At 45.3% G+C, this 21,279-nt stretch carries 23 protein-coding genes and 1 tRNA gene; 12 read left to right on the top strand and 12 right to left on the bottom strand.

The genetic code is table 11. The features are described from left to right. Nucleotides 1–112: 112 nt before the first annotated feature. Nucleotides 113–808, top strand: coding sequence for a DUF3592 domain-containing protein (locus DR864_RS08570; protein ID WP_114066570.1), 696 nt, complete (start codon nucleotides 113–115; stop codon nucleotides 806–808). Nucleotides 809–911: 103 nt separating this feature from the next. Continuing rightward, nucleotides 912–1,379 (top strand): pyrophosphohydrolase domain-containing protein, encoded by a 468-nt coding sequence (locus DR864_RS08565; protein ID WP_114066569.1) that lies wholly within the window; start codon nucleotides 912–914, stop codon nucleotides 1,377–1,379. On the opposite strand, the gene DR864_RS08560 is transcribed toward DR864_RS08565, so the two are convergent. Next, a complete protein-coding gene (locus tag DR864_RS08560) occupies nucleotides 1,380–1,793 on the bottom strand; it encodes a hypothetical protein (protein ID WP_162793651.1) in 414 nt (137 codons plus the stop codon). Nucleotides 1,794–1,953: 160 nt separating this feature from the next. Between DR864_RS08560 and DR864_RS08555 the strand changes: the two genes are divergently transcribed. Then, complete coding sequence (locus tag DR864_RS08555; protein WP_114066567.1) at nucleotides 1,954–2,475, top strand: DinB family protein; 522 nt, start codon at nucleotides 1,954–1,956, stop codon at nucleotides 2,473–2,475. A 148-nt stretch (nucleotides 2,476–2,623) separates the two neighbouring features. Beyond that, nucleotides 2,624–2,785: a DUF1328 domain-containing protein gene (locus tag DR864_RS08550; protein WP_114066566.1), complete on the top strand. Its 162-nt coding sequence runs from the start codon at nucleotides 2,624–2,626 to the stop codon at nucleotides 2,783–2,785. Between the two features lie 77 nt (nucleotides 2,786–2,862). Here the strand turns inward: DR864_RS08550 and DR864_RS08545 are convergent, their stop codons facing one another. Then, nucleotides 2,863–3,318, bottom strand: a complete 456-nt coding sequence (locus DR864_RS08545; RefSeq protein WP_229599546.1) for a GNAT family N-acetyltransferase — start codon at nucleotides 3,316–3,318, stop codon at nucleotides 2,863–2,865. 144 nt (nucleotides 3,319–3,462) lie between these two features. On the opposite strand from DR864_RS08545, the gene DR864_RS08540 reads away from it, so the two are divergent. Together DR864_RS08540 and DR864_RS08535 are read left to right on the top strand one after the other, a co-directional pair. After that, entirely contained in the window at nucleotides 3,463–5,997 is a 2,535-nt protein-coding gene (locus tag DR864_RS08540) for a beta-N-acetylhexosaminidase (protein WP_114066565.1), read from the top strand. Nucleotides 5,998–6,086: 89 nt separating this feature from the next. Then, the gene (locus tag DR864_RS08535; RefSeq protein WP_114066564.1) at nucleotides 6,087–6,599 is read left to right on the top strand and encodes a thioredoxin family protein; all 513 of its coding nucleotides are present in this window, start codon (nucleotides 6,087–6,089) and stop codon (nucleotides 6,597–6,599) included. Nucleotides 6,600–6,705: 106 nt separating this feature from the next. On the opposite strand, the gene DR864_RS08530 is transcribed toward DR864_RS08535, so the two are convergent. Next, nucleotides 6,706–8,052 carry an APC family permease gene (locus DR864_RS08530; protein ID WP_114070208.1) on the bottom strand — a complete coding sequence of 449 codons (1,347 nt, stop codon included), beginning with the start codon at nucleotides 8,050–8,052 and terminating at the stop codon, nucleotides 6,706–6,708. Nucleotides 8,053–8,432: 380 nt separating this feature from the next. On the opposite strand from DR864_RS08530, the gene DR864_RS08525 reads away from it, so the two are divergent. Both DR864_RS08525 and DR864_RS08520 read left to right on the top strand, forming a co-directional pair. Next, complete coding sequence (locus DR864_RS08525) at nucleotides 8,433–8,987, top strand: hypothetical protein (RefSeq protein ID WP_114066563.1); 555 nt, start codon at nucleotides 8,433–8,435, stop codon at nucleotides 8,985–8,987. Nucleotides 8,988–9,012: 25 nt separating this feature from the next. After that, nucleotides 9,013–9,552, top strand: coding sequence for a DinB family protein (locus DR864_RS08520; protein ID WP_114066562.1), 540 nt, complete (start codon nucleotides 9,013–9,015; stop codon nucleotides 9,550–9,552). A 16-nt stretch (nucleotides 9,553–9,568) separates the two neighbouring features. On the opposite strand, the gene lpxB is transcribed toward DR864_RS08520, so the two are convergent. Genes lpxB through DR864_RS08505 form a run of 3 tightly spaced genes read right to left on the bottom strand, consistent with a single transcriptional unit; the run spans nucleotide 9,569 to nucleotide 12,879 of the window. Continuing rightward, complete coding sequence (lpxB, locus tag DR864_RS08515) at nucleotides 9,569–10,687, bottom strand: lipid-A-disaccharide synthase (RefSeq protein WP_114066561.1); 1,119 nt, start codon at nucleotides 10,685–10,687, stop codon at nucleotides 9,569–9,571. Further along, complete coding sequence (locus DR864_RS08510) at nucleotides 10,684–12,417, bottom strand: LTA synthase family protein (RefSeq protein ID WP_114066560.1); 1,734 nt, start codon at nucleotides 12,415–12,417, stop codon at nucleotides 10,684–10,686. Before DR864_RS08510 ends, lpxB begins: the two co-directional genes overlap by 4 nt. 42 nt (nucleotides 12,418–12,459) lie before the next feature. Continuing rightward, nucleotides 12,460–12,879, bottom strand: a complete 420-nt coding sequence (locus DR864_RS08505; RefSeq protein ID WP_114066559.1) for a 6-pyruvoyl trahydropterin synthase family protein — start codon at nucleotides 12,877–12,879, stop codon at nucleotides 12,460–12,462. Between the two features lie 267 nt (nucleotides 12,880–13,146). Between DR864_RS08505 and rfaD the strand changes: the two genes are divergently transcribed. Continuing rightward, a complete protein-coding gene (rfaD, locus tag DR864_RS08500; RefSeq protein ID WP_114066558.1) occupies nucleotides 13,147–14,112 on the top strand; it encodes an ADP-glyceromanno-heptose 6-epimerase in 966 nt (321 codons plus the stop codon). On the opposite strand, the gene DR864_RS08495 is transcribed toward rfaD, so the two are convergent. The 3 genes from DR864_RS08495 to DR864_RS08485 form a co-directional block, all read right to left on the bottom strand. Next, nucleotides 14,109–14,984, bottom strand: coding sequence for a MerR family transcriptional regulator (locus DR864_RS08495; RefSeq protein WP_114066557.1), 876 nt, complete (start codon nucleotides 14,982–14,984; stop codon nucleotides 14,109–14,111). The genes rfaD and DR864_RS08495 overlap by 4 nt on opposite strands. A 178-nt stretch (nucleotides 14,985–15,162) precedes the next feature. Further along, nucleotides 15,163–15,828 carry a carotenoid biosynthesis protein gene (locus DR864_RS08490; protein WP_229599545.1) on the bottom strand — a complete coding sequence of 222 codons (666 nt, stop codon included), beginning with the start codon at nucleotides 15,826–15,828 and terminating at the stop codon, nucleotides 15,163–15,165. Nucleotides 15,829–15,989: 161 nt separating this feature from the next. After that, nucleotides 15,990–16,066 (bottom strand) — tRNA-His (locus tag DR864_RS08485). Between the two features lie 136 nt (nucleotides 16,067–16,202). Between DR864_RS08485 and DR864_RS08480 the strand changes: the two genes are divergently transcribed. Both DR864_RS08480 and DR864_RS08475 read left to right on the top strand, forming a co-directional pair. Then, a complete protein-coding gene (locus DR864_RS08480; RefSeq protein WP_114066556.1) occupies nucleotides 16,203–16,649 on the top strand; it encodes a GatB/YqeY domain-containing protein in 447 nt (148 codons plus the stop codon). Nucleotides 16,650–16,657: 8 nt separating this feature from the next. Then, the gene (locus DR864_RS08475; RefSeq protein WP_114066555.1) at nucleotides 16,658–17,185 is read left to right on the top strand and encodes a CvpA family protein; all 528 of its coding nucleotides are present in this window, start codon (nucleotides 16,658–16,660) and stop codon (nucleotides 17,183–17,185) included. Between the two features lie 7 nt (nucleotides 17,186–17,192). On the opposite strand, the gene DR864_RS08470 is transcribed toward DR864_RS08475, so the two are convergent. The 3 genes from DR864_RS08470 to DR864_RS08460 all read right to left on the bottom strand — a co-directional run bounded on the left by DR864_RS08470 (nucleotide 17,193) and on the right by DR864_RS08460 (nucleotide 20,344). After that, nucleotides 17,193–17,981 (bottom strand): Rossmann-like and DUF2520 domain-containing protein, encoded by a 789-nt coding sequence (locus tag DR864_RS08470; RefSeq protein ID WP_114066554.1) that lies wholly within the window; start codon nucleotides 17,979–17,981, stop codon nucleotides 17,193–17,195. A 102-nt stretch (nucleotides 17,982–18,083) separates the two neighbouring features. Further along, a complete protein-coding gene (locus DR864_RS08465; RefSeq protein WP_114066553.1) occupies nucleotides 18,084–19,676 on the bottom strand; it encodes a hypothetical protein in 1,593 nt (530 codons plus the stop codon). A 71-nt stretch (nucleotides 19,677–19,747) separates the two neighbouring features. Continuing rightward, nucleotides 19,748–20,344 (bottom strand): RNA polymerase sigma factor, encoded by a 597-nt coding sequence (locus DR864_RS08460; protein ID WP_114066552.1) that lies wholly within the window; start codon nucleotides 20,342–20,344, stop codon nucleotides 19,748–19,750. A 203-nt stretch (nucleotides 20,345–20,547) separates the two neighbouring features. Between DR864_RS08460 and DR864_RS08455 the strand changes: the two genes are divergently transcribed. Further along, entirely contained in the window at nucleotides 20,548–21,171 is a 624-nt protein-coding gene (locus DR864_RS08455; RefSeq protein ID WP_114066551.1) for a PepSY-like domain-containing protein, read from the top strand. The last annotated feature ends 108 nt before the right edge of the window (nucleotides 21,172–21,279 follow it).

The following is a 21,279-nucleotide window of genomic DNA, read 5'->3' as shown; positions in this document are numbered from 1 at the left end:
CCGTGGTGATTTTGCCGTTGAATAAATTGCTTTTTCAGTACAAAAATTAGTTTTTAGTTTTGTTCGAAACAGCGCTGATAACCAGTGTATTGTTTGTTAAATTTATACGCAGATGAAGAATAGTTTTTTCGGTATTTTCTTTGCCATATTTGCGGCCGTAGGGACGCTCTTCGGTGCTATTGGCTTTCTTACTTGGAGCGCCGATCAGAAAATCAAACAAAACGGTATCAAAACCACCGGAACGGTTGTATCGTTCAGCAGTTCGTCAAAAGGAGGGCGAGCGCCTGTTATCTCTTTCATGACGCAATCGGGAGAGAGCCGCACTTACTATTCTTCTACGTATTCAAGTCCGCCGTCTTACGACGAAGGGGAAAACGTAACCCTGTGGTATTTGCCCAATGACCCCGATGAAGTGGTTCTTTCGGGGCTTGATTCGTGGCTTTTGCCGGGTATTTTTGGCGGAATCGGGCTTATTTTTGGGGCAATAGGTTACGGCGGATTTATCTGGCGCTGGCGTCGCAAACGCCTAAACGATTGGTTGCGCCTTAATGGTCAAATTATCATGGCCGACGTAGTGGATGTCCGGTACAATACATCCCTTTCGGTAGGTGGAAAACATCCCTGGATGATTATTGCTCAATATTTTGAACCACAGTCCCAAAAAGTTTATAGCTACGAAAGCGATAACATTTGGTTCAATCCTGCGCCTTTTATGTCGCCTGGGCAAAAAGTGACGGTGCGTGTTTCTCCAAAAGATTATGGCGTGTACGAGGTAGATACTTCTTTTTTGCCAAAACAAGGAAATTAATTTTAAGAAATGAACTAGGTCGTTGTTGACGGGCGCGGAGAGGCTTCTCCGCGTTTTTTTGTAGTTTTGAGTCTCATTTATCAAAAGGATAACCTTATATTCAATGGAACAATTAGACTGCCTCAATCAAGTTGCTGAGTTTCACCGCACTTTCAAACACCCTATTTTAGATACACCCCAAATTCCGTCCCAAGACCGCTGCAACCTGCGTGTGGCCTTGATTGCTGAAGAACTGAAAGAGCTAGAAGTGGCGATTTTGGAGAAAGACATCGTGGGTGTGGCCGATGCCTTGGCCGATATTCAGTACGTTTTGTCGGGGGCGGTGTTGGAGTTTGGATTGGGGAGCAAGTTCAAAGCCCTGTTTGATGAAGTACAACGCTCAAACATGAGCAAAGCTTGCAATACCATCGAAGAAGCAGAAGCTACCGTTAAGCATTTTGAGGCTAAAGGCACGGAATGTTATTATAAAGAAGACAGCGGAAAATACCTCGTGTACCGAACCGCCGATAACAAGACTTTGAAGTCCATTTTTTATTCTCCCGCCGATTTAGAAAGCATTGTGGAGGCTTAATTATTGGAGTTGCTGTTTTGAAATGTCTTTTAAAAGTAAGAGACTTCCTGCTCCCATGAGTGCAAGGCCAACGGCCCCCATGATATAGTGCAGTTGATAAACCGTTTGGACCATCAACACCTGAATGAGAATCCAGCCGCTCAGAATTACCCCTTGCAAAATGATGAAATGGGCATAGCGCCTGTGGTGAGTAAATGTGAGGATACACACAACACAGCTCAAAACGCCATTGGCGAGGAAAAGCACAATGCCTGGAATGAGGTAATCTTTGAACGGAGCGTGTTGGAGGTAGCTTAAAGGAAGTTGCAATTTGTCGCCCGTGGGGTCAAGAATCAACAGGCCACCGCCATAGAGCGCACCGATGCCATTGAACAGGAGTAGAAAAATAGCCGTAAATCTGAGTGCTTTTATCATGGCAATAAAGGGGTTTTGTAAACAGTAATTCAAAGATTGCCGCTAGAAAATCATTATAGAATGACCTTCTACGAAGAGTGAGGTGATATTTGTCAGCTAAAAAAACTGAACAGCGGACGAGTTACCCGTGGTATGTTTTATAACTCAAAAAACAATTTCTATGACGCCCATTGATAACCGTGAAGTGTGGCTGAGGGGGCCGCTTCCTGAAATTCCTGCTTTGCTACAACCAGTAGCCCATGCGCTATTGCAGGCTCGTGAAGAAGTGCAGGCGTTGGCGAAAGATTTTCCCGAAAATAAACTCTGGGAACGCCCCGTAGGAGTCGCTTCGGTTGGGTTTCACTTGCAACACCTGACGGGGGTCCTCGACCGGCTTTTTACCTACGCTCGGGCTGAACCCTTGAATGCGGCGCAGTTGCAATGGCTCGCCAACGAAGGTAAACCGCAGGAAAATGCGGAAACGTTTGATGCGTTGTTGCAATTATTCAGTCAACAGATAGAGCGGGCATTGGCCCAAATTCAACGTACAAACCCTGAGACGCTCACCGATATTCGAGGAGTAGGGCGCTCCCAAATCCCCTCGACTGTATTGGGATTGCTTTTTCACGCGGCAGAGCATACCCAGCGGCATGTGGGGCAACTGCTGGTAACAGTGGCGGTAGTACGCGCAGGGTCTGCATAAAAGTGTGGACTTTTTTCTACACTTTGTTGAAAGATAGGCGTGTTTTCGGCAATAAATAGGGAATATTCCCCAAAATAGGGCTGGTCATAGCATTTTAAGGAATAGGGTAGTTTAATAACTATTCTAACTTCAAAACGACCTTACTACTATGATACGCTGGACTGTAATTTTGTTAGTTGTAGCCCTCATTGCGGCTGTTTTAGGATTTGGCGGTATTGCAGCAAGTGCTGCTGGCTTGGCCAAAATAGTATTCTACATTGCGATTGTGTTGTTTTTATTGAGTTTAATCGCAGGACGAAACAAGATATAACGAAAATAAACACCCATTAATGCATCAAAGGCCAGAAACGAATCGTTTTTGGCCTCTTTTTTTGCTACATCGGCCGCCTATTTCAATTCCATGTGCAAAATCGGGTAGGGCTTACCCAAACCATCAAGTTCCGAGCGGCTCACAACCACAAAACCCATGTGTTCATAAAATCCTAATGCTTGCGGATTTTGCTCATTTACATCCACTTTTCGTACGTTTAAGTGATGGATGGCATGATAAATAAATTGACTTCCAATGCCTTTGCCGCGCGCGTCGGGATGAATAAAAAGCATTTCAAGGCTATCGCCGTGGACGCCCATAAAGCCCAGAATCCGTCCCGTTGTGTCTTTGGTGCAGACCAAATCGACGGCTTTCAGGTACTCATTCAGAATCAAGGGTTTAAAATAAAGAATATCGTCCTCGGATAGGAAGTGATGAGTTGCCCGCACCGATGCCTCCCAAACCTCGGTAACTTCAGGATAATCGGACGGAAAAACGGGCTCAAGGAGCATTTGGTTTTTAGGGTTGTTCATGGGCGTTTTTGAGAGAAGTGAAATCAATTGCAAAATGGGGTACGTTTGGTTTTTTACAAAACGATTTGTTAAAAAACAGCAATGTTCATTTACTTTTGCGTTTCATCAACTCATCGTATTCCTTTTCTAACTGCTCCATTCCAAATGATTCGTTACATTCTACCGACGCTTTTATTGATTTCTTCCGCTTTGTGGGCGCAATTAACCGCTCCCCCGTTAAAAATCAGTTGGGAAATCATTGAAAACAACCACCAAGGGAAATCGGCTTCGCTTACCGCTTTTACTATTACCAATACGGGTAAAAAACCGCTTCCTAAAAACGGCTGGACGATGTATTTCAATTTTGTACGCAAAGTGGATACGACGCTATCTACCGACTTGAAAGTGCGGCACATCAACGGAGATTTGTTTCAATTGGTGCCCACCGCCAGTTTTCAGGGACTTAAACCGGGTGCTTCGGTGCAGGTCAATTTTATCTCGGAAGCATGGGTGGTCAATTTTACTGATGGCCCAGCGGGCCTGTATTGGGTGTGGGACCAACAACCCGAAAAAGGCTATTCGCTGACGGATTATACCATCAAACCTTCTACCCAACCGCGTCAATACCAACGTTTTGCGGGAGATAAATTTGGTCTCATTACGCCCGCTACGACCTTTGCCCAAAATAAATCCATTCAGGATATTCCCGAAAAAGAAATCCCTAAAATACTCCCAACTCCCCAACACTACCGCGAAACGGGAACTTCCTTGGTAATTACGCCCGAAACTAAGCTGTTTGCTCCCGCTGATTTCAAAGAAGAGGCCTCTTTTCTGGCTGGACAGTTGAGCGCAATGCTTGGGAAATCCGTGACTTCAACGACACAAAAGGCGGAAGCCGCCATTGTTTTTCGGGTAGATAGCAGCCTCGCAAAAGAAGCATATCGGTTGATTGTCAATGAAAAAGGGGCTGAGATTGCCGCTGCCGACCGGGCGGGGGCTTTTTACGGGATGCAGTCATTAATGGCCTTGCTACCTCCCACTTCGTGGGGAAAAACGCAGGCGAACTTAACCGTAGTAGGTGCTGAAGTAAACGACCAACCGCGTTTTGGGCATCGGGCTATTATGTTGGATATTGCCCGTAATTTTCATTCTAAAAAGCAGCTTTTAAAACTCCTCGACCTGATGGGTTTTTATAAACTCAACGTGCTGCATCTGCATTTTTCGGACGATGAAGGCTGGCGTTTGGAAATGCCTTCTCTGCCCGAATTGACGCAGGTAGGGGCTATGCGCGGGCACTCCAACACCCCGCTAAAAAACCTTCAACCTGCCTATGGCTCGGGTCCTGACCTAACCGCCAACGCGGGCACTGGCTACTACAGTAGATTGGAATTTGTGGATATTTTACGCTACGCTACGGCGCGTCATATCAAAGTTATTCCTGAAATAGAAGCACCAGGCCACGCCCGGGCGGCCATCAAGGCGATGGAAGCGCGGTACGTGAGCAAGCTTGCGGAAGGCCGCAAAGTAGAAGCTGAAAAATACCTCTTGCACGACCCCGCCGACCGCTCGGTGTACCGCTCAGTACAGATGTACAACGACAATGTCATCAACGTGGCGTTGCCTTCGGCCTATCGTTTTTTGGAAACCGTTACCGATGATATTTTGGCGATGTATCGCGAAGCAGGCGCGCCGCTCGAAACCATTCACTACGGTGGTGACGAAGTCCCGACGGGCGTTTGGACTAACTCTCCGGCGGTCGAAAAGCTCCGCCAACAAAATCCAGAACTGAAAACCACCGACGACCTTTGGTATTATTTCTACGGAAAAATCAACGATTTGGTCCAGAAACGAGGCTTGTTTTTGTATGGTTGGGAAGAAATTGCGATGCGAAAAACCATGCTTGATGGCAAACCTCACATTATTCCCAATCCTGATTTTGTGGGTCAAGATATGCAGGTAGATGTGTGGAACAACGTACTGGGCTGGGGCGCTGAAGACTTGGCGTATCGACTTGCCAATGCAGGCTACAAAGTGGTGCTGTCGTGCGTGACGCATTTGTATTTCGACATGTCGTACTACAAATCTTTTGACGAGCCGGGTTACTATTGGGGCGCGTATACCGACGTTGACAAACCGTTTTCGTTTATTCCTTACGATTATTTCAAAAACTCCAAAGAAGACCGTCTGGGCAATCCCCTCGACCGTTCTATTTTCAACGGAAAAGAGCGACTTACTGATTATGGAAAGCAAAATATTGTGGGTATTCAGGGACTTCTTTGGAGTGAAACGGTTAATTCGCCCGAACGAGTGGATTACATGATGTTGCCAAAACTCATGGGAATGGCCGAACGGGCGTGGGCGCAGTCGCCCACTTGGGCGGAAACAAATGATGAAAAAGCCTACCAAAAAGCGTGGTCGGTGTTTGCCAACCAATTAGGTAAACGTGAGCTGCCGCGTTTGGATGCCTTTGCAGGAGGGTTTGCCTATCGTGTGCCAACGGCGGGCGCTTTAGTGGAAGGAAACCAAGTGCAGGCCAACGTTCAATTGCCTGGATTGACCATCCGATACACCACCGATGGCACAGAGCCTACGGTCAACAGCGCGGTGTATTCGCAGCCTATTTCGGTCAGTAAAGGCATGAAATTTAGGGTGTTCAACAGTGCTGGTCGGGGTGGTAGAACGGTTGTAGTAAATCCATAATACTCTGATTTATAATTGTATGGATGCGACTTTTCAGTAGAGCCGTTAAATTCAATACTTTTGTCTATACACTAATCAACAACTTCGCAATGAAATTAACCACGTTTAATTTTTTTTTATTGCTCTGTTTTTCTGCCGCTTTTACAATAACAGTAAAGGCGCAGGAGAAACCAAAATTGTATAACCCCGAAGCTGACGCACAGGCTGATGTACAATCGGCAGTTAAAAAAGCGCAGGCCGAAGGCAAGCACGTTTTCCTGCAAATTGGCGGAAATTGGTGCTCATGGTGCTTGAAATTCAATAAGCTCAGCACCACCGACGTGCAAATTGACTCTTTGTTTAAAGCATCGTACATAGTAACCCATGTCAATTACAGCAAAGAGAATATGAACTTAGCGTTTCTCGAAAAGCTCCACTATCCGCAGCGTTTTGGTTTCCCAGTGTTTGTTATTCTCAACGATAAAGGCGAAAGGATTCATACTCAAAACTCTGCCTATCTCGAAAAAGGAGATGGTTACGATAAAGCTAAAATCATGGAATTTTTGGGTGCATGGAATAAAAATGCATTGGATCCTAAGCAGTACAAAAGAGCTGGAAATTGAATATTGAGTCGTTTACTTGCAAAGCACTTTTCTGATAAATTACTTGAGAAAGCCGCACAAGAGAAGTATAAACCTTAAAATTTGATGGAAAGTTTTCACCAACTGACTAACCCTTATTCCACCATTTCACCCCCAAATACAGCGGATAACTTAGTACTAGAAAGCCGAGTGCATAGACGCTACTGCCGGGGTCTTGAAAACCCGCGCCAATCAAAAATGCCAACGAGGCAATTAATACAATCCACGGAATGAGGGGATAGCCGGGCACTTTCCAAGGGCGTGGAATGTCGGGTTCAGTTTTGCGGAGGTACAACAACGACGCAAAGCCCGAAGTATAGCCAATGACGAAGAAAAACGTAGCGATGTCGGAGAGTTTACCGCTGGCTTCCTTTCCACTGACGATAAACAAAACTGCCATCGCAACCGACAACGGCATAGCAATGCTGGGCGTGCCGCCCGCATTGACGCGGGTGGCTTGCGAAATAAACAACCCATCGCGGCCCATTGAATAGAGCACGCGGGGGTTAAACATCACCTGCGCGTTGACAATCCCTAGAATTGAAATCATCAGAAAGAACGTTACAATTTTGCCCGATTGCTCGCCGAAAATCAACGTAATGGCATCAGCGGCGGCAAGTTTGGATTGTTGCAGTACGGGCATGGGCAAAATGTACAGAATGGCGGCGTTGACCAGCAAATAAATGGCTACAATAAGCGCTAGTCCGCCGAGCATGGACTTGGGAAGGTTGCGGGACGGGTCAGCATCTTCTTCGGCAAAATAGGCGGCGGTGTGCCAGCCGTCGTAGGTATAAAAAATGGCCTGTAATGCAAAGATAATGGCCCCAATCATGGAACCTTTTTGCACCGCATCTGCGGTCGTTTCTACTACTTGCGTGGGCGTAACGGCGTCGCCGTACACAAAACAAATCACGACAAATGCAAAAAGGCCCACCGCTTTGGCCACGCTCATAATTTCTTGGGCGCGGCTGGCAGTGCGTAGGCCAATCCAATGGAGCAACCCAAGGGCCAACAAAATACCCACCGCCATGAAAGATTCATAGCCAGCCGTTTGGGGCAAAAGCAGCGCGATGTATTCGCTCATGGTAAAGGCCCCGAAGGCCGTAGCGGAAGACGTGCCCAGCCAACTGTTGAAGCCTACGACAAAACCCGCATAGCCGCCAAAGGCCCGTTTGGCATAAACGTACCAAGCGCCTGCTTTGGGGAAAGTAACTCCTAACTCAATGGTACACAGTACCCCAAGTAGTGCGTAGATACTCACCAGTACCCATACACCCATAATAAGCCACGGATCGCCGAGGGCATTGGCGATGGGGCCAGGTTTGCGCAAAATACCCGTGCCGATGGTGCCACCGATGGTGACGGCGATGCCGAAACCTACGCCGAGGATTTTAAGTAATTGATTGTTTTTAGGTTGTGGGTCAACAGATTGCATGTAAGTTAGGTTGGTTACAAAAGCACCTTTTTTGGCAGTGAGACTCCCAGCAGAGGCGGAGATTGGGCGGCGGCTGCTAAATTGGTTAAAAAAAGCCAATCAGCATAACTTTCGGTATGATTTGACTTGTTAAAAAAACAGCAAGTGGTGGTATTTTGGGGCAAATTCAACCTAATTTGCCCCTAGTATTTTTCGATTCGAAGGTCTAATTTTTGAGAAGCGTATGAAAATATGCGCTATTTTTCTTTTTATTTGCCAAAATCAGTTTCCGAGTCGGTAGTTGAGTCTGGCACACTGTTTTTATCATTATTCTTGCCAGTAAAGGGTTTTATCCCTTTTCAATTCCCAATTTTTGTTAAATCCTCAAAACCTACGACTAAATGAAAGCTCTCTCAACGTTTTTTTATCAGTTTTCTAATTGGAAAACCTTGGTCTTACTGTTGGTACTATACATTGCATTTCCAGCTTATTTTCTGAAAAATGCCGAAATACGTATGAATACCCTATCGGGTAAAACCTTGGGACCCATTGATTTGACAATAGGATTTACGCCTTCCCGCACCTTGCAAATGGTTGAAGAATATGGAGAGGCCGCGCGCGCTTTTTATGCAACGATTGAAATGACCACCGATGTGGTTTATCCCATTGTGTATTCCTGCTTGTTTGCGGTGATTTTGTCTTTGTTGTATTATCGTAAGTCTTATGCCCCTTTTGCCTACGTGAACCTGTTTCCTTTTGTTTCTTTAGTATTTGATTATTTAGAAAATATCACCATCATTACAATGCTCAAAAGTTACCCTGAGCAGTCGATGACCGTGGCAAGTTTTTGCGAAATTTTCAAAATGCTCAAATGGTTTTCGTTTGTCGTCACGGTACTGCTGATTATTTACGGATTCTTAAAATCCTTGAAAATGCCCAAAGACCTTAAGGCATAACTACTGCTAAATCTTGTATTGAATCATGACCTCCTCACTTTCGCCCCTTGAAATTTACGAACATTTAGAAAGGGTAGTTAAAGGCTATCAGGAAGCCCTTGACCGCTATTCTGACGAACAATTTACCCATAAATCGGCCGAAGATGTCTGGTCGTTGGGGCAGATGTACGAGCATTTAGTGCTTACCTCTAATTTTTTCTTTTTGGCCAATACCCTGAGGTGCCTGGAGCAGCGCAAAGGTCAATGGGGCGGAGAGAAAAACAAATACGGAGATAATATCTTTAAATACAACAGTTTTCCGCCCGTTAAAATCAAAATTCCTGAGGCGGTGAGAGGTCCCGAACCAGTGGCAAAAACGCGTGCTGCCTATGGACCGTTGTTGGAAAAAGTGCTACTCGATGCTCAAAAGTTAATTGAAGTCGTTGGACAGGATGCGGGAGAATATAAATGTATCCACCCTATTTTTGGATGGCTCAACGCCCGCGAGTGGTATCATAACATGGAGATGCATTTTAAGCATCACCTGCGGCAACAGGCCGAATTGGAGGGAATCTTGAAAGGGTAGGTAAATCGAGCGGATTTTATTTTTTTGCTTCTTTTAAATACTTCACCATCAATTCACCCGTTTTTTTGGAAGCGCCTTTTTCTCCCAAAAGTGCTTTTACGTGTCGATAATCCTGAAGTTGGGCTTCGCGGCGCGTGCCGTTGGGCAATACCGCCCGCAGTTCTTCCGTCAGATGTTGGGACGTCAGATCGTTCTGAATCAGTTCTTTTACGGCTTCTTTTTCGGCCACGAGATTGACCAATGAAATGTAGGGGACACGAATCAAATTCTTGGCAATCAAATAACTGAGCGACCCCGTTTTGTAGCAAACTACCTGCGGAACTTCAAAAAGAGCGGTTTCGAGCGTAGCCGTGCCCGAAGTGACCAGCGCCGCCGTGGCCACCGAAAGCAAATTGTAAGCGTGGTCCGTTACGCGTTTAATGCCTTCTTTTTCGAAGGGTTCATAAAGTTCATTCGGTAAATTGCTGACGCCAGCAATCACGTATTGATACTCAGGAAACTGAGGCTTGGTAGAAGTCATGAGCGTTAGCATTTGCTCCACTTCCTGCCGACGGCTACCGGGCAATAACGCAATGACGGGTTTTTGAGGGTTGAGGTTATTTTCGACCAAGAAATTCGGATTAGGGGTAAAATCGGCAATGGCATCAAATAGTGGATTGCCGACATAGTCTACCTCGTAGTCAAAGCGTTTGAAGAAGGCTTTCTCAAACGGAAAGATGACAAACAGTTTGTCAACATCTCGTTTGAGTTTCAAGGCGCGGTTTTGGTTCCACGCCCATACTTTGGGGGAAATGTAGTAGAACGTCTGGAAGCCATTTTCATGGGCAAAACGCGCCATCCGCATGTTGAAACCTGCATAATCAATTAATATCAGCACGTCGGGTTGGTAGGAGAGGAGGTCGGCTTTGCATGCTTTCAAAAATCCTGAAATGGTCCCTAAGTTCTTGGCAACTTCCCAAAAACCCATAAACGCCATTTCGGAGTAGTGCCTCACCAGCGTTGCGCCAGCGGCCTGCATCATATCACCGCCCCAAGCCCGAAACTCGGCTTCGGGGTCGTGTTGTTTGATGGCTTTGATAAGATTACTCCCGTGTAAGTCGCCCGAGCGCTCGCCTGCAATGAGATAGTATTTCATGGGCGTTTCAGGAGTTGAGCGTGAAGGGAATCGACCCGAAGCACGTTGGAGGTATACTGAAGTTTATTGCCTTCTTTGGTGGAGTACAAAATGCCGATTTGATAATCGCCTGGTCGAAAGTTCTCGTTGTACAGTGTTACTTTAAAACCAGGCCGATAGAGTTCTCCACGGGCCAAAAACTGCTTTTTTCCCGCCTGACTCGGCCAAGTGGGAAGCAAGTAAGTGGTATTTTGACGAGATTTTAGGACAACGAAAACCCCATTTCCTTTCCCCAATCCGGGTTGAGGACAATCATTGTTTTCAAGCGTAAATTGCCAAACTGTTTGTGGATGTCCAAAAAAGTCAACGGGTTTAGAAGTGTTGTTCAATGTCAGTTGTAATGGTTGGAGGGCAGCAGTATCCAATGGTTGGGCGAGGGAGGGCTCCGCCGCCGCCAAAGGCGAATCAACAAAGCGATAAATGCCTTTTTTGTAAGCGGACTGTGTAAAAAAGTCAGCTAACTCGCTCCTAAAATGCGTGATGAGTTTGTGATGTTGTCGCCAGTTATAATGATCGGCCACGAGACTGCGGCGGCGTACGTCAACGTCGATTTGGTATTGATACACACTTGCCACCGCAAAGGTCAGACCAAAAGCGGCGGCCACGCCCGAAATCCACACCCGCGAAACGGGTTTCCAGACCAAGAGCATCACGTAAACGAGCGTCAGCAGGTGTAGAGGATATAGGCTATAACGACTAGTGAAGACAGAATATACATCCCGCCCTCCCCGCGAAACGGCAATAATACCGATGGTCAACACTGAAAACACAAAGACTCCCACCCAAAAATAGGGTTTATTTTTGACAGGTTTTGGGGGCGAAAAAAAGGTGTTGAGCGTCAGCCAAATAACCAGTGAGAGTAAGGTTATCAGGCCAATACCAAATGCACCCCAAAGCAAAAAGTCTTGATTTGCACCTTTAAATGCCGCCAACCATCCTCCCGACAGGGCCGCAAAACTGACGATGAGGTTTTGAATAAACTCACCCGAAATCGTCACTTTGGTTGCTTGTCCTACGCTGTAATTAAGAAAATACGCCAACAGCGCTGCGACCATGCCGATGCTCCACCACAGACTTTTAGTGCGTTCTTTGGCCAAAAGCAGCATCGTAAGGCCCGCTGGAAAAACCAGAAACCCGTTTCCGTTGGTAAACGTGGCGGCAAAAGCCAAAATAAACGCAAAAAGGGTCGGAATTGCCGCAGGATGGTAAGCCAAGAGATAAAAAGTGGCAAAAACCAATAAATTCAACGTAGTATGCTGCATACCGTTGATGCCCCATAAGGTTACATCAAACACAAAAGGAGTAAGATACCAGAGCAATACTGGAATAAAGTACCCCGCCACAAATCCTCTTTTTATAAAACTAATAAACCAAAAGCCCAAGATTCCCATTAAGCTTCCATTGACAATCCAGATGAGGGTTCGGTAGTCAATGTATCCCTTAAGGGCATAGACACAGAGCGCTATCGAGCGGGGCACAAGTATCCGATGGTCGTTTTCGGGCTCTAGCAAAAGCTGTATTTTTTGCCAAAGAGAAAAATCATTGGTCAACAGCATGTATTTGACCCTGACCAAGTCATAATCATCCGTGATAGGAATATTGACTGCGTAAAGATTTATATAATATAGGTAAACCCCTACGATGACCAATGCGGCCGTCAGGAACGAAATAGGAAGGATGGACTTGTTCAAAATGGATGGCTTAAATTGGCAAAAAGCGTGATTGACAATACGTTATTCTCCGTAATACTCCACAAAATTTTTGGGAGTTTCAATCAATTTAAGATAATGCAGTTTAGTATTTGGGGCGAGCTCGATCAAACCTTTTTCCAAAATGTTCCAAATTTCCACGATGAAGTTTTCACAACTTGGAATGATTCCTTGCATAAAATCAACGTCAAGGTTGAGATTTCGGTGATCTACTTTATCAATAACGGCGGTTTTCATCAGATTGCCCAGCAATTTCATGTCTACCACAAAGCCAGTATCGGGGTTGATTTTTCCTTTGACGGTTACTATCAGTTCAAAATTGTGCCCATGAAAGTTAGGGTTGGCACAAATCCCGAATACTTCCGTATTTTTTTCATCCGACCAACTCGGGTTATAGACCCGGTGAGCAGCGTTAAAATGTTCTTTACGTGTTACGTACACCATATAAATTTAAGAATATGCAGTAAGCGAAGTAGCCCGCTGCCTTTACTTTTCAGTATTAATTTTCGACAAAATTACGACCAAAAACTCGTTTCCAAAAGTTCTTTGTAAATGAACTTTAATTCTTTAAAAAGTACCATTTATTCCACGAATTTTAACTGTTTTTTTGTTCAAATTATTATCTACCTTTGTAAATATTTTACTAGGTATTTTTACCATACCTAACCATTTGAAACCCACTAATTAAACGCCTTATCATAAGCTATCAGTATGATTATTGTCACGGGGGCTGCGGGCTTTATCGGAAGCTGTCTTATCAGTAAGCTCAACGAAGAAAACTTCAATTTTATAATTGCAGTTGATGATTTTTCGAAGATTGAAAAGTCGCACAATTTAGACGGAAAAAAGATTCAGGAACGGGTCGAACGCGAGTCGTTTTTTGAATGGCTAGACCAAAATTACTACGATGTAGAGTTCATTTTTCACATTGGAGCCCGCACAGATACCACCGAATTTGACTATGCGGTTTTTGACGAATTGAACGTACGCTATTCGCAGCAGATTTGGCAAAAGTGCATTGATTATCAAATCCCGCTCGTGTATGCCTCTTCGGCGGCTACGTATGGTTTGGGTGAGTTGGGCTACGACGACAATGAGTTGCTGATTCCCAAATTGAAGCCGCTCAATCCTTATGGAGAGTCAAAAAATGACTTCGATAATTGGGCGTTGCAGCAAGAAAAGAAGCCTTTTTTCTGGGCAGGGTTGAAGTTTTTTAACGTATACGGGCCGAATGAATACCACAAAGGCCGAATGGCTTCGGTTATTTTTCACGCGTATCACCAAATCAAGGATACCAAACAGATGCGTTTGTTCAAATCCCATCATCCTGATTTTAAGGATGGAGAGCAAATGCGGGATTTTGTGTACGTAAAAGACGTGGTAGAGGTTTGTTCGTTTTTGATGCACCATCGTCGCAACTCTGGTATCTATAATCTGGGAAGCGGAAAAGCGCGGACGTTTGTAGACCTAGCGACCAATACCTTTGAGGCAATGGGCTTAGAACCCCAGATTAATTTTGTGGATACCCCCGCCGATATCCGCGACAAATACCAGTATTTTACCCAAGCCAACATGAACAAACTTCGTTCTATTGGCTACACAAAGCCTTTCCATACCCTTGAAGAAGGTGTGAAAGACTACGTTCAGAATTATTTGATGGTTGATAAATATTATTAATGAAGATAATCTACTAAATCTTCGGTTTTGTTGATAATAGCGGCATTGGGGCCCGTTTGAATGTCCTGACCGACTACTTGATAACCCGTCAATAAAATTTGAGTCTCAGGAAACTGACTACATAGCCTGTCAACGTAGGGTTGTACCTCTTCGTTGGCAGGCACTGAAGTGAGTATCGAGAAAATAAAATCGGGTTTGTGTACCTCGTGGGCAAAAATCAATTCATTGAAAGGCAGCGTTTGTCCCAGATAAATCACTTTGTGGTTGCGCGAACGAATCACATAAGTAGCAAAAAGAAGCCCGATTTCGTGCAATTCCCCTTCGGGTAAATACAACAAAAACTTCTTAACATCGGGACGGTGTTTAATCACTTGTCCATCAATGGCCACAATTACTTTTTGGCGAATGAGGTTGCTCATGAAGTGCTCTTGGGCGGGCCCGATGGAGCCAGTCATCCAGAGGGTTCCGACACGACTCAAAAAAGGATAAATAATATTGAGCATCGTATTCTCAAACCCAAACTGCAAAAAATTGGTACTGATGATTTTCTCAAAACGCTCTTCGTCCAAATCAATCATTGAAATGGTAAGGGCGTGAATTTGGTCGGGATAATTTAGTTTTTTGTCCGAAATGGCAATGACTTCTTTGGCCATCTCGTCAAGCGGTAATTTTGAAATCTCAGATATTTTGAACCCGTGGTCTTTGAGTAACGAGATATTGAGGACTAATTTAAGGTCGTGGTCGTCATACATACGGATGTTGGTATCCGTACGTTTGGGCTGAATGATGTTATAGCGTTGCTCCCAGATACGCAACGTGTGCGCTTTGATTCCAGAAAGCTGCTCTAAATCTCGGATAGAATAATGGCTCATCGTCTGCTTTAAAATTTACCAAAGTGATTGATAGCTGCGTCCACAATTGAGCTAAAAAGTAGTTGTAATAACGACTGAAAAGTCTATATGGTTGTCGATAAATAATATCGTTAAAAGTACCATAACAACATCGTCATTCATAGAACTACCTGCGCTTAAAAATGTTTTTAAATAGTTGTTATTCAATAAAGTAAGCGACGTTGTGGGATAAAAAAAAAGCGAATTGGCAGATCAGTAATAATCCCGCCAATCGATTTTGTTTGTGAAATGGAAGTTTATAAAACAACCACAATAAACCAAAGGCAACCATATACCAAGCTAGGTAGTTTTGCAAAGGCACTGTATTGTCGGTCCATTGCCAGAAATCCAATCGGATGGCAACGGGTTCAATTAAAACATCCAGCACTACCACCACCGTTGCCGCGAGGAGTGTTTTGACCAATGGGGCTTGACTCCATGTATTTGCCACCACTCCTGCGCAATAGATAAGTACAAGCCAATTGGCACCAATTACCAAAGGAATTTCGACGAATTTCCATCCTAGGGTTGCGCCGTAATGATATTGACCGAAAATGAGACCTGTATGTACGCCCAAAGCTTCAATCGTAAATCCGACAAAGTAAGCTACTGTGCAAAAAATAAACATATTTTTGTTCCATTCGGTATGAAAAAGCAACAATAGCGCTAATGAACTCAGCAGGTGAAAAGGAACCAGTGCTTTGAAAAGCGCTTGCGTTGGCGGGTACTGTAACCCGATAAAACCGGCTAAGTGCATGAGTGGCAACACAATAAAAATAACGCGTTGGCCAGCTGGAGATCGAAGTTGGCTTAAATAAGAATACATACTATTTTGAACCGATAGAAGGGGAAAATGTTTTTAGAAATATACAAAACAAAAAATCCTGATGCAACGCACCAGGATTTTTAAAAAGGGAGGAAGACGGGACGGTTCGCCGCTGCGACTCGAACCCGTGGCTTTCGCAACCACAATCTGAAAATTTTATTTGGGGAGGAAGACGGGGCTCGAACCCGCGGCCTTCGGAACCACAATCCGACGCTCTAACCAACTGAGCTACAACCTCCGTGTTTTCAGGCTGCAAAGATAGCAAACTCCTTTTAAATAATCCAAGCCTTACCGCGTTTTTTTGTAGATTTGCGAATGAATTATAGTGCGTAAAACACGTGCTGAATTCCTAATATTCTAATTTACAAATAGATATGTCACTCAAACAACGCATAGACGAAGACATCAAACAAGCCATGCGCGACAAAAATCAGGATACGTTGCGGGCATTAAGAGCCATTAAGTCGTTAATTTTATTGGAAGAAACCAAAGAAGGAGCCAATGGAATCAGCGCCGATGATGAATTGAAGCTGCTGACGAAGGCCGCTAAACAACGCCGTGACTCTGCCGCCATTTATGAGCAGCAAAACCGCCCCGATTTGCTTGAAAAAGAAATTGCGGAAATTGCAGTTATTGAAAAATATTTGCCAAAACAACTCACCGAAGATGAGGTAAAAACCAAACTTCAGGAAATTATTGACCGCGTAGGTGCAAAAGCTCCATCAGACATGGGCAAAGTAATGGGTCTGGCTATGAAAGAGCTGGCTGGGCAAACCGACGGAAAGGTAGTGCAGACGTTAGTGAAGAGTTTGTTGGCCTAAGTTTTCGAATGAACACATTAGATTTATTGATTATTATCCCCCTTGCTTGGGGGGCTTTTAATGGCTATCGCAAAGGTCTCCTGATTGAAATTGTGGGAGTGGCTGCCTTTGTGATAGCCATGATTGTAGGATTTAAGTTTCTGCGCTTCGGAACCGACCTGCTGGCGCCTTATCTTACCGCAGAGCTGGTAAGGCGCTTCCTACCTTTTGTTGGTTTTTCCGTTATTTTCTTCCCGACCGTTTTTATGGTCAATCGCCTAGGGTATTCGATGCGCTCTATGCTACGTTATACTTTGCTGGGTACCCTCGACAACCTCGCGGGGGCGGCCGTGGGTATCTTTACTTGGGTGTTTGGCATCAGTGTTTTCTTTTGGCTATTGAGCACCGTAGGTATTCAGATACCACCCAAGTACCGCATGGAAAGCTTTCTGTATGACTATACCGTTCCTATTGCCCCCCAAATCATTAGTGTAATCTCAGACTGGATTCCGGTGGGTGGAAATTTGATTCGCGAATGGGGAAGAGGGGATGGCTAATGCGCATCTACTTTCTCATGATACTCTCGGTCAATACTTCGTATAAACCCTGATAAGCGGGATAGCGCTCAAGGTAGTCTAAATGTCGTTCGATGATTTGATGATCACCGCGCCGCGCTGGGCCGGTCTGGACCATGGCGGGGTCGGGGGCTTCTAGGGCTTTTCGGACGGTTTCACGAATAAGTGGTTTTAACAAATCAAATTCCAAATGCTCGGCGTCTAGCATTCGTTTTGAAATGGCAAAAAGATGGTTGGTGAAGTTGCAGGCAAACACCGCCGCCACGTGCATGATGGCCCGTTCTTCGGAACTCATGATGTATACCACGTTGCTGAGGTCTTGCGCCAATTTAATGAGGATGGATTCCGTATCAGGCTCTGAGGCTTCAATGCAAAGCGGTACTTCCGTAAACTGAATGGGCACTTCTCTGCTGAAGGTCTGAAGCGGATAAAAAACTCCCGTATGGGCGGGAACATCGCTATAAATACCAACCAAACGTTCAAGTTCTTCCAAGGTTTTGGTACCTGAGGTGTGCACAAGGATGCATTCTTCTGGCAACACCAGACGCTGCATGACCTCGTCGAGTGCGTCGTCGGCCACGGCCAAAATGATGAGCTCGGCGGCACTTTCGGCAAAATCCAAATCAGGTGCTACCGTGGTGTCATATAATTTATTGACCAGACGGCGGGCGTTGCGGGTATCGCGACTGAAAACCTCTACAATATGGTGGCCGGCATGTTCAAGCGCCTGTGCTAAATGCCAGGCTACGTTGCCAGCCCCGACAAATGAAATACGCATAGTAAGTTGCAGGAAAATAGAGTGACCGTCAAAGATAAAAAAATAACCCGTCGGCTACGTAGCCAGACGGGTCTTTGGGTTGATTAGGCAGGAAATACGTACTTAGATTTGTTTTTTGCCAAACTGGTACAAAACTTTAAATCGTACCCCAAGGTTGCGGTTATCGGTGAGGTAGGAAGGCTTTTGGAGGTAAGGTGCGGCGTAGGCTTCCACCTGAAAAGCCAAGCTCCGCCATTGTTTTTCGACTCCCGTGGCAATCATAATATCATTGGAAACCGCTGGTTTGATACTGAAATTACCTTCTTTTTCCTTAAATTCATCATTGCGTTCTTTATAATAAAAACGATAGCGCTGCTGAGCCGATAGATTGAGGTTGGTGCCTCCCGAAAAAAGAAGCGTAAAACCATCCTTGATCGGCCAACGGTACGTAAGGCTGATGGGAAGGCGTACAAGGGTGACGTCGGTCTTGATGTCAAACACCTGCGGAGGCATCAAAGGAGGACGTACGTCGTCGGCTTTGTGCCAAGTTTGGAACGGACGTCCTGTTTTCGCCTTAAAAATATCTTCCGTAAAATACTGCGGCCCCGTGAGTTTTGCTTTGGCAAGACCCACGTCAAGACTCCAGTATTTGCCCAGTAAAACACTCGTCATCAGGCCATAGCCCGTGTATTTATCACCGATATTCAAACCTCCTCCCACGCGGAAGCGCACATTCCGTAACGAAATGGACGGTGGAGGGGGCGTGGTCTTGGCCTCATTTGTGGGTGTAGAAGAACCCGATTTATTCTGTAATGCCGTATAAGCGTAGCGTTTTACGTGAATTTCGGCGGGTTGTATTCCGTCCAATTCTTCGGCTTGGTTTGGCTTCAATGGTGATAGTTCAATTTGGCTGGCCACCGCGTTGTGGGCGGTCTCAACGGGCGTTGCTGGTTCAGTAGCCTCATTGATGATGCTTGATTGTTCCAGTTTCGGGGCGCTTTTTGCGTTGCTCCCGCTACCCGACTGCGCCACCGTTGTTGGTGATTTCAACGTTCGTGGAGTACTACCTGCGGATTCTTTCGAAAACGTTCCGTTTGTATTTTTCTCTTTGAACGCATTTCTCACTGGTTTGGCAGGTGTCCCATTTTCGAGCGTTGGAGTTGAGTCTTTGGGTTCCGTTGCTTCTGGGTCAGTATTTGTCGGCCGCTCGAAAGCTTCGCTAATGCGTTCATTGGGATTTTGTCGAATAATCTTGCCGACATTTTTGAGCCCTCCCGAGGTAGGCGCGGCCTCATCAGGAGCTATGCCATCGTTCGATGGTTCATTTTCATTCGATTGAGGTAAAGTTTGGGCATAGGCGTCAGGTTGAGGTTGGTTGGATTCGACAGAAATGTATTTGGTAATGTATACCGTATCGACCCGCGTCGAAGTTCGCACGGGGGCCTCTTCTTTTTGACCGAGCTGCGTTTTTAATTTGGCAACCTGTTGGTCTAACTGCCGATTTTGTCGGTATTGGTATACATTCGCGAATACCATCACTGCCGCCGCCACGCTGGCCGCCGTGTAGAGCATCGAGCGCCCAAATCGCTGTACAAACGAAACGGGGGCATGAGTGTTTTTGAACGCCTTAAATTTCGCCCAATCTTCATCCTGAAAACTGGGTTGAATCCCTTCTAACTTTCGGCGTATAGCTTCGTCAAATTTCTCGGGTTTCATTGTTTGTTTTTGTGCGCAACAGCGCTTAGTTTTTTGTGTATGGTTGCAAATGCAACAAATGATTATGGTGCCTACTTAAATTTCTGGTCGGCATTGCCTTCCGCAAAGAAAGGGTACGATTGTTTGACCAGTTCTTGAAGCCGCGTACGGGCCCTAGCAAAATGAGAACGTACGGTTGCTTCGTTAAAATTGAGTACATCGGCAATTTCGCGGAGCTGGTAGCCATCGACAACGTGCATCGTAAATACTGTACGATAAATGGGCTTCAACTGTTGCACCAAGGCCAAAATCTCCTCGGCCGAAATCTGATCAATGACCGATTCGTCAATCGAAGGTTCGTGGATATTGTCTAACCCAATTTCTCCGTGAAACTTCTGATTCCTACGGTAATAGCTGATGGCGGTGTTGACCACAATGGTTCTCAACCATGCTTTGAAGGGTTGGTTCAGGTCGTAGCGGTCGAGGTGCTGGAAAACTTTTAAAAAGCTTTCATTCAAGATTTCTTCGGCTTCTTCCATCGAGGACGAATAACGGAGACTTATGCCTTTTGCGTACCCGAAAAACTGTTGAAAAAGCATTCGCTGCGCGCGCCCGTCGTTGTTCAGACACGCTCGAATGACGTCTTCTAGGTCATCTTCGGTAAAGTTGGTTTTCTTTCTAAAAAACAAGGTTGTAGCGTTTTTTGGATGGTGATTAGCTGCTCTCTATACAATTACCACATACCCGTAATACGCACCCAAAAGGGGGCGCGTTGCAGCAATGTACGTATTTTTTTTTCTTTAAAAATAATTGATTTTTTATGCCACGCTCCTGATTATCCTAGCGTAATGCTCTCTGAAATCAATCATTTTTAACTAATTTTAAGAAAACCATGAAAAAATCACTTGTTATCCTGTTTGCGTTGTGTGGGTTGTTTTTAGTGAGCTGTAACCGCGACGAGGTGAATGCTGTAGATGAGGATTTGACCGAAATGGTCGAACTGTCGGCGGCGCGTAGTGCGGCGGTGACGGATACCGTTACCAAACAAAAATGCAAAGGTAAATTGACCGAAGTAGCCGCTGCTGATTTGCCCGCTGCAATCACCACGTATATCACCACCAATTATGCGGGATCTGAAATTCAGTTTGCTGGAAAAGACACTGAAGGTAAGATTGTGGTAGGCCTAAAATTAGCCGATGGTACTTCTAAAGGTTTGCTCTTCAACGCCGACGGGACCTTCAATAAAGCCCTTGAAAAATACGGTAAAGGTGCCAAATTGACGAAGGTAGAAACAGCAGCTTTGCCAGCTGCCATCACCACCTACATCACCGCCAACTATGCAGGCTACGAAATCAAGAAAGCAGGCACAAATGAAGCGGGTGAATTTTACGTTGCCGTCAAATTGGATACTGCTGTTAAAGTATTAAAATTTGCCGCCAACGGTACATTTATTGAGGCCACTACCCCTCCTGCCCATCCTGAAGGAAAAGGCAAACGCTCAAAGCATGGTAAATAATCATTGATTTATCTCCTCATTTCGGGCGGTAATTCACCCCGAATGAGGAGATTCAATCTGCTTCTTTTTCTTTATTCACACCATTCTCAGTTCAATTTTTATCACACC

The organism is Runella rosea, from assembly GCF_003325355.1.
Taxonomy (GTDB): domain Bacteria; phylum Bacteroidota; class Bacteroidia; order Cytophagales; family Spirosomataceae; genus Runella; species Runella rosea.
This window is presented reverse-complemented; position numbering and strand designations above follow the sequence as displayed.

Excerpts from the sequence above, each read along its gene's own strand:
- DR864_RS08560 (WP_162793651.1), bottom strand. The coding sequence starts at position 1,793 with ATGATAAAAGCACTCAGATTTACGGCTATTTTTCTACTCCTGTTCAAT.
- DR864_RS08530 (WP_114070208.1), bottom strand. The coding sequence starts at position 8,052 with ATGCAATCTGTTGACCCACAACCTAAAAACAATCAATTACTTAAAATC.
- DR864_RS08505 (WP_114066559.1), bottom strand. The coding sequence starts at position 12,879 with ATGGTGTACGTAACACGTAAAGAACATTTTAACGCTGCTCACCGGGTC.
- DR864_RS08480 (WP_114066556.1), top strand. The coding sequence starts at position 16,203 with ATGTCACTCAAACAACGCATAGACGAAGACATCAAACAAGCCATGCGC.
- DR864_RS08535 (WP_114066564.1), top strand. The coding sequence starts at position 6,087 with ATGAAATTAACCACGTTTAATTTTTTTTTATTGCTCTGTTTTTCTGCC.
- DR864_RS08565 (WP_114066569.1), top strand. The coding sequence starts at position 912 with ATGGAACAATTAGACTGCCTCAATCAAGTTGCTGAGTTTCACCGCACT.
- DR864_RS08550 (WP_114066566.1), top strand. The coding sequence starts at position 2,624 with ATGATACGCTGGACTGTAATTTTGTTAGTTGTAGCCCTCATTGCGGCT.
- DR864_RS08455 (WP_114066551.1), top strand. The coding sequence starts at position 20,548 with ATGAAAAAATCACTTGTTATCCTGTTTGCGTTGTGTGGGTTGTTTTTA.
- DR864_RS08520 (WP_114066562.1), top strand. The coding sequence starts at position 9,013 with ATGACCTCCTCACTTTCGCCCCTTGAAATTTACGAACATTTAGAAAGG.
- DR864_RS08495 (WP_114066557.1), bottom strand. The coding sequence starts at position 14,984 with ATGAGCCATTATTCTATCCGAGATTTAGAGCAGCTTTCTGGAATCAAA.
- DR864_RS08490 (WP_229599545.1), bottom strand. The coding sequence starts at position 15,828 with ATGTATTCTTATTTAAGCCAACTTCGATCTCCAGCTGGCCAACGCGTT.
- DR864_RS08525 (WP_114066563.1), top strand. The coding sequence starts at position 8,433 with ATGAAAGCTCTCTCAACGTTTTTTTATCAGTTTTCTAATTGGAAAACC.
- DR864_RS08555 (WP_114066567.1), top strand. The coding sequence starts at position 1,954 with ATGACGCCCATTGATAACCGTGAAGTGTGGCTGAGGGGGCCGCTTCCT.
- DR864_RS08540 (WP_114066565.1), top strand. The coding sequence starts at position 3,463 with ATGATTCGTTACATTCTACCGACGCTTTTATTGATTTCTTCCGCTTTG.
- DR864_RS08470 (WP_114066554.1), bottom strand. The coding sequence starts at position 17,981 with ATGCGTATTTCATTTGTCGGGGCTGGCAACGTAGCCTGGCATTTAGCA.
- lpxB (WP_114066561.1), bottom strand. The coding sequence starts at position 10,687 with ATGAAATACTATCTCATTGCAGGCGAGCGCTCGGGCGACTTACACGGG.
- DR864_RS08545 (WP_229599546.1), bottom strand. The coding sequence starts at position 3,318 with ATGAACAACCCTAAAAACCAAATGCTCCTTGAGCCCGTTTTTCCGTCC.
- DR864_RS08475 (WP_114066555.1), top strand. The coding sequence starts at position 16,658 with ATGAACACATTAGATTTATTGATTATTATCCCCCTTGCTTGGGGGGCT.
- rfaD (WP_114066558.1), top strand. The coding sequence starts at position 13,147 with ATGATTATTGTCACGGGGGCTGCGGGCTTTATCGGAAGCTGTCTTATC.
- DR864_RS08465 (WP_114066553.1), bottom strand. The coding sequence starts at position 19,676 with ATGAAACCCGAGAAATTTGACGAAGCTATACGCCGAAAGTTAGAAGGG.
- DR864_RS08570 (WP_114066570.1), top strand. The coding sequence starts at position 113 with ATGAAGAATAGTTTTTTCGGTATTTTCTTTGCCATATTTGCGGCCGTA.